This is a genomic window from Mesorhizobium sp. M7A.F.Ca.CA.001.04.2.1 (genome assembly GCF_003998485.1).
GTDB lineage: Bacteria > Pseudomonadota > Alphaproteobacteria > Rhizobiales > Rhizobiaceae > Mesorhizobium > Mesorhizobium ciceri.
In genome coordinates this window covers 34,299-49,171 of record NZ_RZQT01000010.1, presented here as the reverse complement: position 1 = coordinate 49,171, position 14,873 = coordinate 34,299, and the positions used below count along the sequence as shown (strand labels likewise).

17 protein-coding genes are annotated in these 14,873 nt (G+C 63.0%); 8 read left to right on the top strand and 9 right to left on the bottom strand.

Annotated elements, in window-relative coordinates; translation table 11 throughout:
• Positions 1-38 precede the first annotated feature (38 nt).
• The gene (locus EN955_RS05490) at positions 39-1,034 is read left to right on the top strand and encodes an aldo/keto reductase (protein WP_024501977.1); all 996 of its coding nucleotides are present in this window, start codon (positions 39-41) and stop codon (positions 1,032-1,034) included.
• A 112-nt stretch (positions 1,035-1,146) separates the two neighbouring features.
• On the opposite strand, the gene EN955_RS05485 is transcribed toward EN955_RS05490, so the two are convergent.
• From EN955_RS05485 to infC, 8 genes are all read right to left on the bottom strand, one after another.
• Positions 1,147-1,749 carry a nucleotidyltransferase family protein gene (locus EN955_RS05485; RefSeq protein WP_024501978.1) on the bottom strand — a complete coding sequence of 201 codons (603 nt, stop codon included), beginning with the start codon at positions 1,747-1,749 and terminating at the stop codon, positions 1,147-1,149.
• A 40-nt stretch (positions 1,750-1,789) separates the two neighbouring features.
• On the bottom strand, positions 1,790-4,198 hold the full coding sequence (gene pheT, locus EN955_RS05480) for a phenylalanine--tRNA ligase subunit beta (protein WP_024501979.1): 2,409 nt from the start codon (positions 4,196-4,198) through the stop codon (positions 1,790-1,792).
• Positions 4,195-4,617: a GFA family protein gene (locus EN955_RS05475; RefSeq protein WP_013528308.1), complete on the bottom strand. Its 423-nt coding sequence runs from the start codon at positions 4,615-4,617 to the stop codon at positions 4,195-4,197. The genes pheT and EN955_RS05475 overlap by 4 nt, the downstream gene beginning before the upstream one ends.
• Positions 4,614-5,711 (bottom strand): phenylalanine--tRNA ligase subunit alpha, encoded by a 1,098-nt coding sequence (gene pheS, locus EN955_RS05470; RefSeq protein ID WP_013528309.1) that lies wholly within the window; start codon positions 5,709-5,711, stop codon positions 4,614-4,616. Before pheS ends, EN955_RS05475 begins: the two co-directional genes overlap by 4 nt.
• Before the next feature lie 153 nt (positions 5,712-5,864).
• Complete coding sequence (gene rplT / locus EN955_RS05465) at positions 5,865-6,266, bottom strand: 50S ribosomal protein L20 (protein ID WP_013528310.1); 402 nt, start codon at positions 6,264-6,266, stop codon at positions 5,865-5,867.
• Between the two features lie 93 nt (positions 6,267-6,359).
• Positions 6,360-6,563 (bottom strand): 50S ribosomal protein L35, encoded by a 204-nt coding sequence (rpmI, locus tag EN955_RS05460; RefSeq protein WP_006201248.1) that lies wholly within the window; start codon positions 6,561-6,563, stop codon positions 6,360-6,362.
• 181 nt (positions 6,564-6,744) lie between these two features.
• Positions 6,745-7,392: an isoprenylcysteine carboxylmethyltransferase family protein gene (locus tag EN955_RS05455; protein ID WP_013528311.1), complete on the bottom strand. Its 648-nt coding sequence runs from the start codon at positions 7,390-7,392 to the stop codon at positions 6,745-6,747.
• A gap of 163 nt (positions 7,393-7,555) precedes the next feature.
• On the bottom strand, positions 7,556-8,092 hold the full coding sequence (gene infC, locus EN955_RS05450) for a translation initiation factor IF-3 (protein ID WP_013528312.1): 537 nt from the start codon (positions 8,090-8,092) through the stop codon (positions 7,556-7,558).
• Between the two features lie 220 nt (positions 8,093-8,312).
• Between infC and EN955_RS05445 the strand changes: the two genes are divergently transcribed.
• From EN955_RS05445 to EN955_RS05430, 4 genes are all read left to right on the top strand, one after another.
• A complete protein-coding gene (locus EN955_RS05445) occupies positions 8,313-9,083 on the top strand; it encodes an alpha/beta hydrolase (protein WP_024501980.1) in 771 nt (256 codons plus the stop codon).
• Positions 9,083-10,225 carry a benzoate/H(+) symporter BenE family transporter gene (locus EN955_RS05440; protein ID WP_013528314.1) on the top strand — a complete coding sequence of 381 codons (1,143 nt, stop codon included), beginning with the start codon at positions 9,083-9,085 and terminating at the stop codon, positions 10,223-10,225. The genes EN955_RS05445 and EN955_RS05440 overlap by 1 nt, the downstream gene beginning before the upstream one ends.
• A 117-nt stretch (positions 10,226-10,342) precedes the next feature.
• Positions 10,343-10,825 (top strand): DUF2852 domain-containing protein, encoded by a 483-nt coding sequence (locus EN955_RS05435; protein ID WP_013528315.1) that lies wholly within the window; start codon positions 10,343-10,345, stop codon positions 10,823-10,825.
• Between the two features lie 100 nt (positions 10,826-10,925).
• Positions 10,926-11,684 carry a M48 family metallopeptidase gene (locus EN955_RS05430; RefSeq protein ID WP_013528316.1) on the top strand — a complete coding sequence of 253 codons (759 nt, stop codon included), beginning with the start codon at positions 10,926-10,928 and terminating at the stop codon, positions 11,682-11,684.
• Positions 11,685-11,689: 5 nt separating this feature from the next.
• On the opposite strand, the gene EN955_RS05425 is transcribed toward EN955_RS05430, so the two are convergent.
• Positions 11,690-11,908 (bottom strand): hypothetical protein, encoded by a 219-nt coding sequence (locus EN955_RS05425; protein ID WP_013528317.1) that lies wholly within the window; start codon positions 11,906-11,908, stop codon positions 11,690-11,692.
• A gap of 112 nt (positions 11,909-12,020) precedes the next feature.
• On the opposite strand from EN955_RS05425, the gene EN955_RS05420 reads away from it, so the two are divergent.
• The 3 genes from EN955_RS05420 to trpA all read left to right on the top strand — a co-directional run bounded on the left by EN955_RS05420 (position 12,021) and on the right by trpA (position 14,864).
• Positions 12,021-12,680 carry a phosphoribosylanthranilate isomerase gene (locus EN955_RS05420; protein WP_024501981.1) on the top strand — a complete coding sequence of 220 codons (660 nt, stop codon included), beginning with the start codon at positions 12,021-12,023 and terminating at the stop codon, positions 12,678-12,680.
• Positions 12,681-12,771: 91 nt separating this feature from the next.
• Positions 12,772-14,022 (top strand): tryptophan synthase subunit beta, encoded by a 1,251-nt coding sequence (gene trpB, locus EN955_RS05415; protein WP_024501982.1) that lies wholly within the window; start codon positions 12,772-12,774, stop codon positions 14,020-14,022.
• Positions 14,023-14,024: 2 nt separating this feature from the next.
• The gene (gene trpA / locus EN955_RS05410; RefSeq protein WP_024501983.1) at positions 14,025-14,864 is read left to right on the top strand and encodes a tryptophan synthase subunit alpha; all 840 of its coding nucleotides are present in this window, start codon (positions 14,025-14,027) and stop codon (positions 14,862-14,864) included.
• Positions 14,865-14,873: the final 9 nt, after the last annotated feature.

Sequence of the window (14,873 nt, the reverse complement as noted above, 5' to 3'; positions counted from 1 at the left end):
GGCGCTATTTCTGCCGCATCGCAACAAGGAGACGCGTTATGCAAACCCGCAAGCTAGGAACTGAATTGAACGTCTATCCCGTCGGCCTCGGCTGCATGGGCATGAGCTTCGCCTATGGCGGCCAGGCGGAAGCCGACGCAATCGCCACGCTGCACCGCGCCATCGATATCGGCGTCAATTTCTTCGACACGGCGGAGGTCTATGGCCCGTTCGAGAACGAGATCCTGCTCGGCAAAGCGCTGAAGTCCGCGCGTGACAAGGTGACGATCGCGACAAAATTCGGCTTCAGGATTTTGGAGGAAGGTACAGGCCTCGACCGCATGGCCGGCGTCGACAGCCGCCCCGAGCACCTCAAGGCGGTCGCCGAGGCGTCGCTGAAGCGGCTCGGCACGGATGTGATCGACCTCTACTACCAGCACCGTGTCGACCCCAACGTGCCGATCGAGGACACGGTCGGTGCCATGGCCGAGCTGGTGCGCGAGGGCAAGGTGCGCGCGCTCGGCCTGTCGGAGGCGAGTGCGGCGACCATCCGCCGGGCCCATGCCGTGCATCCAATTGCTGCCGTGCAGAGCGAATATTCGCTCTGGAGCCGCGACCCGGAAGACGAGGTGTTCGCCGTCTGCCGCGAACTCGGCATCGGTTTTGTTCCCTACAGCCCGCTCGGCCGTGGCCTGCTGACCGGCACGATCGCCAAGCCCGAGGCGCTGAGCGACGACGACTGGCGCCGGACCTTGCCGCGCTTCCAGGCCGAGGCGATGGAAGCCAACGCCGCTGTCATCGCGACGCTGGAAAAGCTGGCAGCTGAAAAGGGGGTAACTTCGGCCCAACTGGCGCTGGCCTGGGTGCTGCACCAGGGCGATTTCATCGTGCCGATCCCCGGCGCGAGAAGGATACGCCATCTGGAGCAGAATGCGGCGGCTGCCGGGATCGCGCTGAGTGCGGTCGAGGTGCAGGCGATTGGTGACGCTCTGTCGCCCGACAAGGTGGTCGGTAGGCGCTATGCGGAGAAGGAGCTGACGCTGGTCAATGGTTGAAAACTGGTGAGTAATCGGAAGGGGCGCCGCGCGCCCCTTTTTCGTACGCAGCGCGGTGCAGAAGGTGGGGACGCTGACGTGAAGCGCCCCCCCCTCTGCCCTGCCGACATTTTTACCAAGGCTCGACACTAATCTCCGGCCAATTCTCCCTTGCACGCTTACCCTTCGCCTCATGCGTGCGCTGATTGTCCATCACCCGGTTCGGCGTGATGCGAAACGAGAAAATGTCGTCAAGACCAAACGGTGCCACGATCTCGAGCTGCCCGTCAGCGTCGTATCGAACCCCGACGGCGTGCGTCTTCGAGGCAAAATGGCTGACGGATTCGCTGGCGCTCGAATAGCGCGGGCACGGCCGTCCGAACTTCTGCGGATACCACAGATGCACCCGCGCCTGGTTGCGCACCTCGACCGGCAACGCCAGCCCCTCGAAATGCTTCTCCGCCCGGCGGATCACCGCGTCCTCGGCCTCATAGGACAGGTCACTGTCATCGAAGTAGAAAAGATCAACATCCTTGATGCCGTAGCCCGACGGTTTGCCGGTCAGGTGGTTCCAGATGCTGTTGTAGAGAGCGCCGGATACCACCAGCCAGTCCGGCAGGTCGAGCGTGCAAGCCCGCGCCACCGCGTCGCGTAACAGCGGGTCGGCAGACACGATGGCGAGAAACGCCGCGCGCTGTTCTTCAAGGGGAAGGCCGGAATACCGCAGATGGTCCATCGCCCTTTGGAGGGCGATTCGCCATCTGCTCGCAAGTTTTTTAGCCCCGCAGAACGCCCCCGGTCTGCTTGCCGACATTCTCGATGATGCGCTTGGCCAGTGCCTCGAAATCCTCGTCGGTGAGCGTCTTTTCGACCGGCTGGATCGACACTTCGATGGCAATCGATTTTTTGCCCTCGCCCAGCGAAGCGCCTTCGAAAATATCGAAGACCGAGACGGCGGTGATGAGCTTCTTGTCGGCGGCGAGCGCTGCGCGCACCAGCGTGCCGGCCTCGACCGACTTGTCGACGACGAAAGCGAAATCGCGCTTGACCGCCTGGAAGGGCGACAGTTCCAGTTTCGGCTTGGTTTTCGTCGGCTTGGCCTTCGGTTCAGGCACGCCATCGACGAAGACTTCAAAGCCGCACAGCGGGCCGGAAACATCGAGGCCCTCCAGCGTCTTCGGATGGAATTCACCGAAAGTGCCGAGTACGGTTTTCGGGCCGAGCTTGATCGTGCCGGAACGGCCGGGATGATACCAGGCCGGGCCGCCGGCCTCGATCTGCAGCCGGTCGACAGGCGCACCGCAGGCTTCAAGTGCGGCGATCGCATCGGCCTTGGCGTCGAACACGCCGACTGGACCGGAATTGCCGGCCCAGTTGCGGCCGGAACCGTCGAGCTTGGCGGTGCCGCGGCGCACGCCGGCGGCGACGCGCCGCTGCTGGTCGGCGCCGTCGCCCTCATAGGTACCCGACACTTCGAACAGCGCCACGTCGCCAATACCCTTGTCGGCATTGCGCTGGGCAGCCGCGATCAGCCCCGGCAGCAGTGAGGGCCGCATGTCGGACATGTCGGCGGCGATCGGGTTGGCGAGCTTCAGCGCGGTCTGGCCGCCGCCGAACAGCTCGGCGTGCTTGGCCGGAATGAACGACCAGGTAACGGCTTCCATCATGCCGCGCACGGCAAGCGCGCGCTTGGCCGTGCGGGTACGGACCTGCAGCGTGGTGAGGATCTTTGCATTGACCGCGTCATGCGCACCGAGCGGCTGCGGCGCGATGTTGTCGACACCGTGGATGCGCATGACCTCCTCGACCAGGTCTGCCTTGCCATCGACGTCGGGGCGCCAGGACGGTACGGCGACATCGACGACATCGCCCGAGCCCTCCGGCTTGAAGCCGAGGCGCGACAGGATGTCGAGGCTTTTCGCGCTGGGAACCTCGATGCCGGTCAGCCGCTTCACTTCCGAAAGCGGGAAGGAAACGATCTTCGGCGTGTGACCGGCATAACCGACGACCTCCATTTCGGTCGGCGTGCCGCCGCAGAAATCGAGCACCAGTTTCGTTGCCAGTTCGACGCCCGGAACCATGAATTCGGGGTCGACGCCGCGCTCGAAGCGGTAGCGCGCATCGGTGATGATGCCGAGCGTGCGGCCGGTGCGCGCCGTGGTGATCGGATCCCAAAGGGCGGATTCGATCAGCACATCTGAGGTGTTCTCGTCGCAGCCCGAATGCTCGCCGCCCATGACGCCGGCGATCGACTCGACGCCGTTGTCATCTGCGATGACGCACATTTCCGGCGTCAGCGTGTATTCGCGGCCGTCGAGCGCCTGCACCTTTTCACCATCGCGCGCGCGGCGCACGACGAGATTGCCGGCAACCTTGCTGGCGTCGAACACATGCAGCGGGCGGCCGCGGTCGAAGGTGACGTAGTTGGTGATGTCGACCAGTGCGCTGATGGGTCTCAGCCCAATGGCGATCAGCCGCTGCTGCAGCCATTTTGGCGAGGCTCCATTCTTGACGCCCTTGACCAAGTTGAGCGCGAAGCCGGGGCAAAGCTCCGGCGCTTCGATCGTCACCTTGATCGGACACATGCCATTGCCGACATGCGGCATGATGGCGCCGCCGACGAGGCGGCCAAGCCCGCTCGCCGCCAGATCCCTGGCGATGCCGTAGACGCTGGTGGCATCCGGCCGGTTCGGCGTCAAGTTGATCTCGATGACCGGATCGTCGATGTGCGCATAGGCGGCGAAGCTGGTGCCGACCGGCGCATCCTCAGGCAGGTCGATGATGCCATTGTGTTCGTCGGACAGCTCCAGCTCGCGCTCGGAACACATCATGCCGTGGCTTTCGACGCCCCTGATCTTGCCGACCGTCAGCGTTACGTCGATGCCGGGCACATAGGTGCCGGGCGCGGCAAAGGCGCCGATCAGGCCCGCGCGAGCGTTTGGCGCGCCGCAAACGACCTGCACCGGAGGCTTGCCGTCGCCGGTGTCGACGGTCAGCACGCGCAGCCGGTCGGCATCGGGATGCTGAACGGCCGTCAGCACCCTGGCGATGACGAATGGTTTCAGGCTCGACTTGTCGTCGACATGCTCGACTTCGAGACCGATCGAAGTCAGCCGCTCGACGATCTCGTCGAGCGTGGCGTCGGTCTCGAGGTGGTCCTTGAGCCAGGAGAGGGTGAATTTCATGGGACTGTTCCGTCTGGTCTTTTGACGCTTGATTTCAGATGTCTCGGCAGGTCGTCGGACATATGCAGGAAGGCAAGCTGCTCGCCGATATAGGCATGCAGCGTCGGCTGGAAATCGGCCGGCATGTCCATGGCGCCGAGCATGAAGTAGATGTCTTCTTCCAGCCGCTCGTCGACATAGGCGATGGGTGAGCCGCAGGTGCCGCAGAAAGAGCGCGTCACCGGGCCGTTCTCATACATCTTCAGCGCCTTGCCGGTGAACGCGACCTGATCGACCAGGAAGCCGACAAAGGCCGACACCGGCGCGCCGCTGGCCCGCCGGCAATCGCCGCAATGGCAGTAGCTGACGTGATGCGGTTCGGCAGAGGCCTCGAACCGCACGGCGCCGCAGCGGCAGCCGCCGGCATAGGGGGCTGTCATGCGCTCAGGCCTCCGAACAAAGTCGGCATGTCGAGCGGCCGGAAGCCGTAATGCGACAGCCAGCGCACGTCTGCATCGAAGAAGGCGCGCAGGTCCGGCATGCCGTATTTCAGCATGGCGATGCGGTCGATGCCCATGCCCCAGGCAAAACCCTGATATTCGTCCGGATCGAGACCGCCATGGCGCAGCACGTTGGGATGCACCATGCCACAGCCGAGGATCTCCATCCAATCGGAGCCTTCGCCGAAGCGCACTTCGCCGGGCCGCGAGCGATCGCACTGGATGTCAACCTCGAGGCTTGGCTCGGTGAACGGGAAGAAGGACGGCCGGAAGCGCATCTTGACCTGCGGCACCTCGAAGAAGGCCTTGCAGAACTCCTCCAGCACCCATTTCATGTTGGCAACGTTGGCCGTCTTGTCGATCACCAGCCCCTCGACCTGATGGAACATCGGCGAGTGGGTGGCGTCCGAATCCTGCCGGTACGTCTTGCCAGGAATGACGATGCGGATCGGCGGCTTCTTCGTTTCCATGGTGCGGATCTGCACCGGCGAAGTGTGCGTGCGCAAAAGCTTGCGCTCGCCCTTCTCGTCCGGTTGGAAGAAGAAGGTGTCGTGCATCTCGCGCGCCGGATGGCCTTCGGGGAAATTCAGCGCGGTGAAATTGTAATAGTCGGTCTCGATGTCGGGACCTTCCGCGATGGAAAACCCGAGGTCGCCGAAGATCGCGGCAATCTCGTCGATGACCTGGCTGATCGGATGGATACGGCCGCGCTCGGCCGGCGACTGCCGCACCGGCAGCGTCACGTCGACCTTTTCGGCGGCGAGGCGGGCGGTGATCGCCACATCCTTGAGCTCAGCCTTGCGGGCAGTCAGCGCGTCGGTGACGCGGTTCTTGAGGCCGTTGATGGCTGGGCCTTTGATCTGGCGCTCCTCGGCGGTCATGGCGCCAAGTGTCTTCAGCATCTCGGACACGCTGCCCTTCTTACCGAAAGCAGCGATGCGCACGGCCTCGATGGCCGGCTCATCGGCGGCCGAGGCGATCTCGGCCAGAAGTGAGTTTTCAAGCGTATCCAGGCCAGTGGTTGCGTCGTTCACGGTCAAACTCGCTGCGTTGGGAGGTCGGCCTCAAAGTGAAAGTCACTTCTAAAGTGAAATCACTCCAAGGATCAGGCAAAAGAAAAACCCGCGCCAGCCGTGCCAGCGCGGGTTCCCCAAATCAGAATTGCGAATGCTTGGGAAGCGCTGGTCTTAGGCGACAGCGCTTTCAAAAGCGTTCGGCGTGGTGTTCTTCAGATATTCGAGCGCCACCTTGGCCTTGGCGACCAGGGCCGCGAAAGCCTGCGGCTCGTGGATGGCCATGTCCGACAGGATCTTGCGATCGATCTCGATGCCCGACTTGTTGAGGCCGTCGATGAAGCGGCCATAGGTCAGGCCATGCTCGTGGGTCGCGGCGTTGATACGCTGGATCCACAGCGCGCGGAAGGAGCGCTTGCGGTTCTTGCGGTCGCGGTAAGCGTATTGCAGCGACTTTTCCACCGCCTGCTTGGCGATGCGGATGGTGTTCTTGCGGCGGCCGTAGAAGCCTTTCGCGGCTTTCAGGACCTTCTTGTGCTTGGCGTGCGAAGTGACGCCTCTTTTTACGCGTGCCATGTCATGATCTCCTTAAAAGCAATTCCAGGAAAAGTGCCTTGCGGTTTTCCGTTCGGAATTGCGTAAAACAAATGCGTGTCCGGACCGAATGCCTTAGAGGCCGTTCGGCAGAAAATTCTTGATGACCTTCTTGCCATCCGGTTCAGCCAGAACCATCGTGCCGCGGGCATTTCGAATGAACTTGTTGGAACGCTTGATCATGCCGTGACGCTTGCCGGCCGCAGCCGACAGGACTTTACCCGTACCTGTGATCTTGAACCGCTTCTTGGCGGCCGATTTGGTCTTCATCTTGGGCATTTTGCTACTCCGTATTGTTGGCGCACTATCGCGCTTCTTGTTCGCTTCAGGCCGACCAAAGCCCGAAAAGCAAATGAAACCGCCACGGCATGCCCTGCCGGGCGGTTTTCTTGAACGGCGGTGCTATACGTCAAAGACGGCCCGCGCGCAACACCTGTGGAGATGCGGCGCTGTGTCCTCGTCAGGGCAGCGTGAACCAGACCGGCAACATGCCTGACAGCTGGGCGCCGTCGATCAATTCGAAGGCCGGCAGCGCGATCAGAAACACCAGGCCGTCGAGCAGCGTGGTCAACAGCAGGCGCGGCTTGAAGTTTCCGGTATCGCCCTCCTGGTAGAGCGACAGTTTTGGGAAGAAGCGCGGCACCCGCGCCAGATAGGCCTGATACGGCGCGCCGAGCGCTTCCTTGAGGAACTTCTCCTCGCGCAGGATGACGATATGGAACGCCCCCGCGCACAAAAGCCCGAAGAGGATGATACCGGAGAACGAACCGATCTGCGCGCCGACACCGGCTGCGGCTACGGTCGAGAACACATAGAGCGGGTTGCGGGTGATCGAGTAAGGCCCGCCAGTCACCACCTCGGACGATTTGCGCCCGCCTATGTAGAGTGTCGCCCAAAGGCGGCCCACGATGCCGAGGAAAATCAGCAGCACGCCGAACATTTCGATCGTCTCGTGCACGGCTGTGTCGGGCGGAAACGTCGATTGGCCAAATAGCAATGCTGCAAACAGCACGACCACGAGAACGGCAAGCACTATCCGGCGCATATGCTGGTAATTGCCCAGCCCGTGTTTGAAGTCCACGTCCGAAACCTTGACTTCATCGACCATAGTGAATCCGATCGTCAGGAATTTTGCCGGCGATCGCAGCGTCTGAACAAGAAGAAGGCGTCCCGCCGATCGCCGGGACGCCTTGCGATGTGATTCAGGCGGATTTAAGCGCGATGGCCAAGCCTGACGTCATCGTGATCCTAGATACGCGCCGATGCAGATCTTAGCGCGGCGACAGCACCATCATCATCTGGCGGCCTTCGAGCTTCGGTTCCGCTTCGACCTTGGCAATCGTCGCCACTTCCTCGCGGACCTTGTTCAGAAGCTGCATGCCGAGTTCCATATGCGCCATCTCGCGGCCACGGAAGCGCAGCGTCAGCTTGACCTTGTCGCCTTCCTCGAAGAAGCGGCGAACCGCCTTCATCTTGGTCTCGTAGTCATGGCTGTCGATGTTCGGGCGCATCTTGATCTCCTTGATCTCGATGACCTTCTGGTTCTTGCGCGCCTCGGCCGCCTTCTTCTGGTTGGCGTATTTCAACTTGCCGAGATCAAGGATCTTGACGACGGGGGGCACCGCGTTGGGCGATATCTCGACGAGATCGAGCCCGGCCTCTTCGGCCAGCAGCAATGCGTCGTTGATGGAAACATCGCCGCGGTTCTGGCCTTCGGCGTCGATAAGCTGGACCCGGGGAACCCGGATGTCACGGTTGGAGCGCGGGCCATCCTTGGTCGGCGCCGCTGCTTTGAAAGGTCTGCGAATGGTCGTGGTCTCCTTGGCCGTTTCGTTCAGGATTTGTCAGTGTTGATGCATGGACGCGCCAATGTGGTGAGCGCGCGGGCGGAGTCAATAGCACAGCATTGACAGAAAATCACCCTGATCGCTGCCCTGCACCAAACAAAGAACATAGTGAGCACTTTTCGCCACGCCACCGACCGTGCCACAAGAATCCCGCGCCAGAAGAGGGCCTGAGGAAAAAGCCATGACCGCAACGCCCCCCGTCTTTATGGATGTCGACGGATCGCGCATCGCGGTGCGCCATACTGCTGGCTCTGCGCCCGGCATCGTCTGGCTCGGCGGCTACAAGTCGGACATGCTGGGCGCGAAGGCGCAGACGCTGTCGGACTGGGCGGCAAAAGAAGGCCGCGCCTTTCTGCGCCACGATTATTCCGGCCATGGCGAATCCGGCGGCGCCTTTGCCGACGGCACGATTTCGACATGGCTTGCACAAAGCCTTGCCGTGTTCCGGCATTTCACCAAGGGCAAACAGATCCTGGTCGGCTCCTCGATGGGCGCCTGGATCGCGCTGCGCATGGTGCAGGAATTGCGCAAGGCTGATGACAGCAACGTCGCCGGCCTGGTGCTGCTGGCGCCGGCACCGGATTTTACCGCTGAACTGATCGAGCCGGTGCTGACCAAGGCGCAGAAGCGCGATCTCGCCAAAAAAGGTTTCTTCGAAGAGCCGTCGGACTATTCCACGGAACCCTACATCTACACCCGCGCCCTGATCGAGGACGGGCGCGACAACCTGACAATGGCAGGCCCGATCGACACCCATTGCCCGGTGCATATCCTGCAGGGCCTGGCCGATGCGGATGTGCCGGCAAGCCATGCACTGAAGCTGGTCAGCCTGCTGCCCGCCGACGACGTGACCCTGTCGCTGATCCCTGACGGCGACCATCGCCTGTCGCGACCGCAGGATCTCGACATGCTGGTGCGGGCCGTCGATGCGATGGCGCAGAGGGGACACTGATGCGCCTTTCCATTCCGATATCCGCCTTCGTCGCGGCGATCGTCGGCTTCGGCGGCACGCTGGCCATCGTCATCGCAGCCGCCAACGCAGTCGGCGCGACGCAGATCGAGACGGCAAGCTGGGTGACGACGATCTGCCTGGCCATGGCGATCGAGAGCCTGTGGCTGTCATGGCGCACGAAAATGCCAGTCATCACCGCCTGGTCGACGCCGGGCCTGGCGCTGATCGCGGCATCGAGCGGCTTTTCGATGGGTGAGGCCGTCGCTGCCTTCATCGTCACCGGCGTCCTTCTGATCGCCACCGGGCTGTTTCGGCCCCTGACGAAGCTGATCTCGAGAATACCGCCTTCCGTCGCCTCGGGCATGCTGGCCGGTATCGTCGTCACCTTCGCGCTCAATGCGGTGAAGACCATTCCCATCGACCCGTGGCTGATCCTGCCGCTGATTGCAGCCTTCTTCGTCATCCGGCTGTTCAACCCGGCGCTGTCGGTGCTGGCGGTGCTGATCGGCGGTGGCCTTGCCGCTTTCCTCACCGGCCGTGTCGGCGGCCTGCCGACACCCGAACTGTCGACGCTGACGCTGATTGCGCCTGATTTCACCGCCAAGGCGGTGATCGGGCTGGCACTGCCGCTCTATCTCGTCACCATGGCTTCGCAGAACCTGTCCGGCCTCGCCGTGCTGCGCGCCGCCGGCTACCATCCGGAGCCCGGCCCGCTGATCGGCGTCACCGGCCTGTTTTCGCTGCTGTCGGCGCCGTTCGGCGGCTCGACCACCAATCTGGCGGCGATCTCGGCGGCGATCTGCACCGGGCCGGACGTCCACCCCGACCCCGCCGAGCGCTGGAAGACCGGGCCGTTCTATGCGCTCGCCTATCTCATCTTTGCGATTTTCGGCGCTTCGCTGGTGGCGATCTTCGCGGTGCTGCCACAGAGCCTGATCGTACTGGTGGCGGGCCTGGCGCTGATGGCGTCGCTCGCCAACGCGCTTTCTATCGCGCTGAAGGAAGAGGCGGATCGCATGGCCGCCACCGTCACCTTTGTCGTCACCGCGTCGGGTCTGACGCTGTTCGGCGTTGGCGCCGCATTCTGGGGCCTGATTGCCGGGCTGGTCGTGCTTTTCCTCGATATGATCAAAAAGCGATAAACATTTCAGATGCTTGTCCGGATTTGGCGGACATTGTCTTGAATCGCCGTTTTTCTCTTCCCATTTCGATTCCACGCAGCCGGGTTTGGCTGTCTCCAACCGAAGGAATGGGAGAAAATGAACACATCCGCATTGATCCGTCCGGCCTGGACGCCGGCAACCATCGCGTTGATGGTTGTGGGTTTCATGGTGTTCTGGCCACTCGGCTTCGCCATGCTCGCCTACATCATCTGGGGCGACCGCCTCGATGGCTTCAAGCGTGACGTCAACCGCGCGACCGACGGCATCTTCGCCGGTTGCCGCCGCGGTTCCGACAAGGCCGCGCGCTGGGGCAATGGTTCCGCCCGCACCGGCAACGTCGCTTTCGACGACTGGCGCGAAAAGGAACTTGAGCGGCTGAACGAAGAGCGCCGCAAGCTCGACGAGATGCTGACCCAGTTCGACGAATACGCCCGCGAATTGCGCCGCGCCAAGGACCAGGACGAGTTCGACCGGTTCATGGCCAACCGCAACAAGTCGACGGCTCCGACGAAGACCGATCCGGGCACTGGAACGACGACCACCAAGCGTGGCAAGGGTTCGAACCTGCTTGACGACTGAGATCCGGCGACTGGTCACATCGTAAAAAAACGGCGTCGCGCGAGCGGCGCCGTTTCTTTTTTGTTCTAGTCGTTTTTCTCGAATCGCGTATCGTCCCGCCATGACTCTCGGCTTCTTTCGCAATCTGACAAAGCCCAAGCCCACGCCTGTCGTGGAGCGCGAATATTGCGTCGCCGGCCGCACGCTGCCGCTCAAGATCGTCGAGAGCGCCAGGGCGCGCCGAATGACGCTGCGTATCGATTCAGGCGGCCAGGGTCTGCGCATCACCGTGCCGCCAGGCCTGCGCCGCGGCGAAGTGGACAGGTTCCTCGAGCGGCATCAGGACTGGCTGGAGCAGCGACTGGCCAAGGTGCCGACGCGGCCGCAGGTGCGGCCCGGCATCAGGATCCCGGTGCGCGGCGTGCCGCACCGCATCGTCCATGAACCGTCAAAGCGCGGCACCGTCACCGTGTCGCGCGACGAACGTGGTCCGCTCTTGATCGTGCATGGCGACCGCATACATCTGCCGCGCCGCCTCGCCGATTTCCTCAAGCGCGAGGCCAAGAAGGAAATCGAGAAGCTGGTGGCCAAGCACACCGAGGCGCTTGGCAAGCGCGCCAAGGCGATCCGCTTCAAGGACACGTCAAGCCGCTGGGGGTCATGCACCTCCGAAGGCAATCTGTCCTTTTCCTGGCGCATCATGATGGCGCCGTCGCCGGTCATCAACTATCTCGTCGCGCATGAAGTGGCGCATCTCAAGGAGATGAACCACGGCCCGAAATTCTGGAAACTGTGCGAAAAGCTCTGCCCCGACACCGATCGCTGCAAGGACTGGCTGAAGCGCAATGGCGGTGCGCTGCAGGCGATCATGTTCGAGTAGATCGCTCAATCGTCGTTGGCGGCGTTCAAGTCTTCGGGCCGCAACCCCTCATCGCCATGATGCGGCCACGGCAGGAAATTGCCGTCGAACTCATCGCCGCCGAAATAGTCGAGCGCGCGGTGCGCCTCGGCGCCATTGAATGCGGCCTTGTCGATCAGATGCGCGATGACCTCGCGCGCCTGCGCAATCTTCTGCCTGAGTTCGGCTACGGTTCTGTCGGCCATGATCGTGCTCCCGCCTTGCGTCCTGTCCATCCATAGGTAGCGCCTTTGGCCGTGCCGGCAAACAGCATGCTTTTTCTCGACTCTTATCGCTTTTCATGCCAATTCCCGCGCCATGGCACTCGACATCAAAATCTGCGGCTTGAAGACCGACGCGGCAATGGCCGCGGCGCTGGCCGGCGGCGCCAGCCATGTCGGGTTTATCTTCTTCGCCAAAAGCCCGCGCTATGTCGAACCTGCCGAGGCTGGCCGTCTGCGCGAGGCCGCGCGCGGCAAGGCGATGGCGGTTGCCGTCACCGTCGATGCCGGCGACGCCTTCCTGGATGAAATCGTTGCCAAAATGCAGCCCGACATGCTGCAGCTGCACGGCGCGGAAACGCCCGAGCGCGTCGCCGAGGTCAAAGCCCGCTATGGCCTGCCGGTGATGAAGGCGCTGCCGCTCAGCGAGGCCGCCGATCTCGAACGAATGAAGCCATTCATCGGCATAGCCGACCGGTTCCTGTTCGACGCCAAGCCGCCGAAAGGCTCCGAACTGCCGGGCGGCAATGGTGTTGCCTTCGACTGGCGCATTCTCGCCGGCCTTGACGGCGGCGTCGATTACATGCTTTCCGGTGGGCTCAACGCCGCCAATATCGGCGATGCCCTTCGGCTTGCCAACCCGCCTGGGATCGACATTTCTTCAGGCGTGGAAAGCGCGCCGGGCGTCAAGGATCCGGCGCTGATCGAACAGTTTTTCCGGGCCGTCAGGGCCGCGCGGAACACCCGCGCAGCCTAGTGGTGCCTCAAACCAGAGCATGTCCCGGAAAAGTGGGAACCGGTTTTCCGACAAGGACATGCCTCATAGTCAAGATGCCAGGAGATCGGCGATGAACAAGCCGGCGACACCCAATTCCTTCCGCACCGGGCCCGACGAACAGGGCATGTTCGGCATTTTCGGCGGTCGTTTCGTTGCCGAAACGCTGATGCCGCTGATCCTCGATCTGGAGCGGCACTGGAACGAGGTCAAGAACGATGCGGATTTCAGGGCTGAGCTGACTGACCTGTCGACCCACTATGCCGGACGGCCGTCGAAGCTTTATTTCGCCGAAGGCCTCACGAAGCATCTTCGTGAGGTTTCCTCGGCCAGGGGCCTCGCGGGCGGCGCGAAGGTCTACTTCAAGCGGGAGGATTTGAACCACACCGGTTCGCACAAGATCAACAACTGCCTCGGCCAGATCCTGCTGGCCAAGCGCATGGGCAAGAAGCGCATCATCGCCGAGACCGGCGCCGGCCAGCACGGCGTGGCCTCGGCCACGGTTGCGGCCCGCTTCGGCTTTCCCTGCGTCGTCTACATGGGCGCCACAGACGTTGCCCGGCAAAGCCCGAACGTCTTCCGCATGAAGCTGCTCGGCGCCGAAGTGCGCCCGGTGACCGCCGGCCACGGCACGCTGAAGGACGCCATGAACGAGGCGTTGCGCGACTGGGTGACCAATGTCGAGGACACTTATTACCTGATCGGCACCGCCGCCGGCCCGCACCCCTATCCGGAGCTGGTGCGCGACTTCCAGTCGGTGATCGGCATCGAGGCGCGGGCACAGATCCTCGAGCAGGAAGGCCGGCTGCCCGACACCATCATCGCCGCTGTCGGCGGTGGCTCGAACGCCATCGGCCTGTTCCATCCCTTCCTAGACGACAAGGAGGTCCGCATCATCGGCATCGAAGCCGGCGGTCGCGGTCTCGACGGCATCGAGCATTGCGCCTCGATGAATGCCGGCGCGCCCGGCGTGCTGCATGGCAACCGCACCTATCTCCTGCAGAACGCCGACGGCCAGATCATGGACGGCCATTCGATCTCGGCGGGCCTCGACTATCCCGGCGTCGGGCCGGAGCATTCCTGGCTGCGCGATTCAGGCCGGGTCGAATATGTACCCATTCTCGATGACGAGGCGCTGGAGGCTTTCAAGCTGACGACGCGCGTCGAAGGCATCATCCCGGCGCTGGAATCGGCGCATGCCATCGCGCATGCGGTGAAGATCGTGCCTGCCATGAACAAGGATCAGATCGTCATCGTCAACCTGTCCGGCCGTGGCGACAAGGACGTGCACACGGTGGCCAGCATGCTGGGCATGGAGATCTGATCATGGCCACCCGCATCGACCGCCGCATGGCGAAGCTCAGGACCGAAGGCCGCCCGGCGCTCGTCACCTATTTCATGGGCGGCGACCCCGACTACGACACCTCTTTGTCGATCATGAAGGCGTTGCCGGGCGCAGGTTCCGATATTATCGAGCTCGGCATGCCGTTTTCCGATCCGATGGCCGACGGCCCGGCGATCCAGGCGGCGGGCTTGCGGGCGCTGAAAGGCGGCCAGACGCTGGCCAAGACGCTGAAGATGGCGGCCGACTTCCGCGCCGGCGACAATGAAACGCCGATCGTGCTGATGGGCTACTACAATCCGATCTACATCTATGGCGTCGACCGCTTCCTCAAGGACGCGATCGCCAGCGGCATCGACGGGCTGATCGTCGTCGACCTGCCCCCGGAGATGGATGAGGAACTGTGCATTCCGGCATTGAAAGCCGGCATCAACTTCATCCGGCTGGCGACGCCGACCACCGACGACAAACGCCTGCCCAAGGTGCTGCAGAACACGTCGGGCTTCGTCTATTACGTGTCGATGACCGGCATCACCGGCTCGGCACTGGCCGACACCGGCAAGGTGGCGGCGGCGGTCAAGCGCATCAAGGGCCACACCGACCTGCCGGTCTGCGTCGGCTTCGGCGTCAAGACCGCCGAGCAGGCCCGGGTGATCGGCGCCAATGCCGACGGCGTCGTCGTCGGCACCGCGATCGTCAATGCGGTGGCCAATGTGCTGGGGCCGAAGGCCGAGAAGACCGCCGATCCGGCCGAGGCCGTCGCCACGCTGGTCAGCGGCCTAGCGCAAGGCGTGCGCTCGGCCCGCCTTGCTGCTGCCGAATAGTTTCCCTAC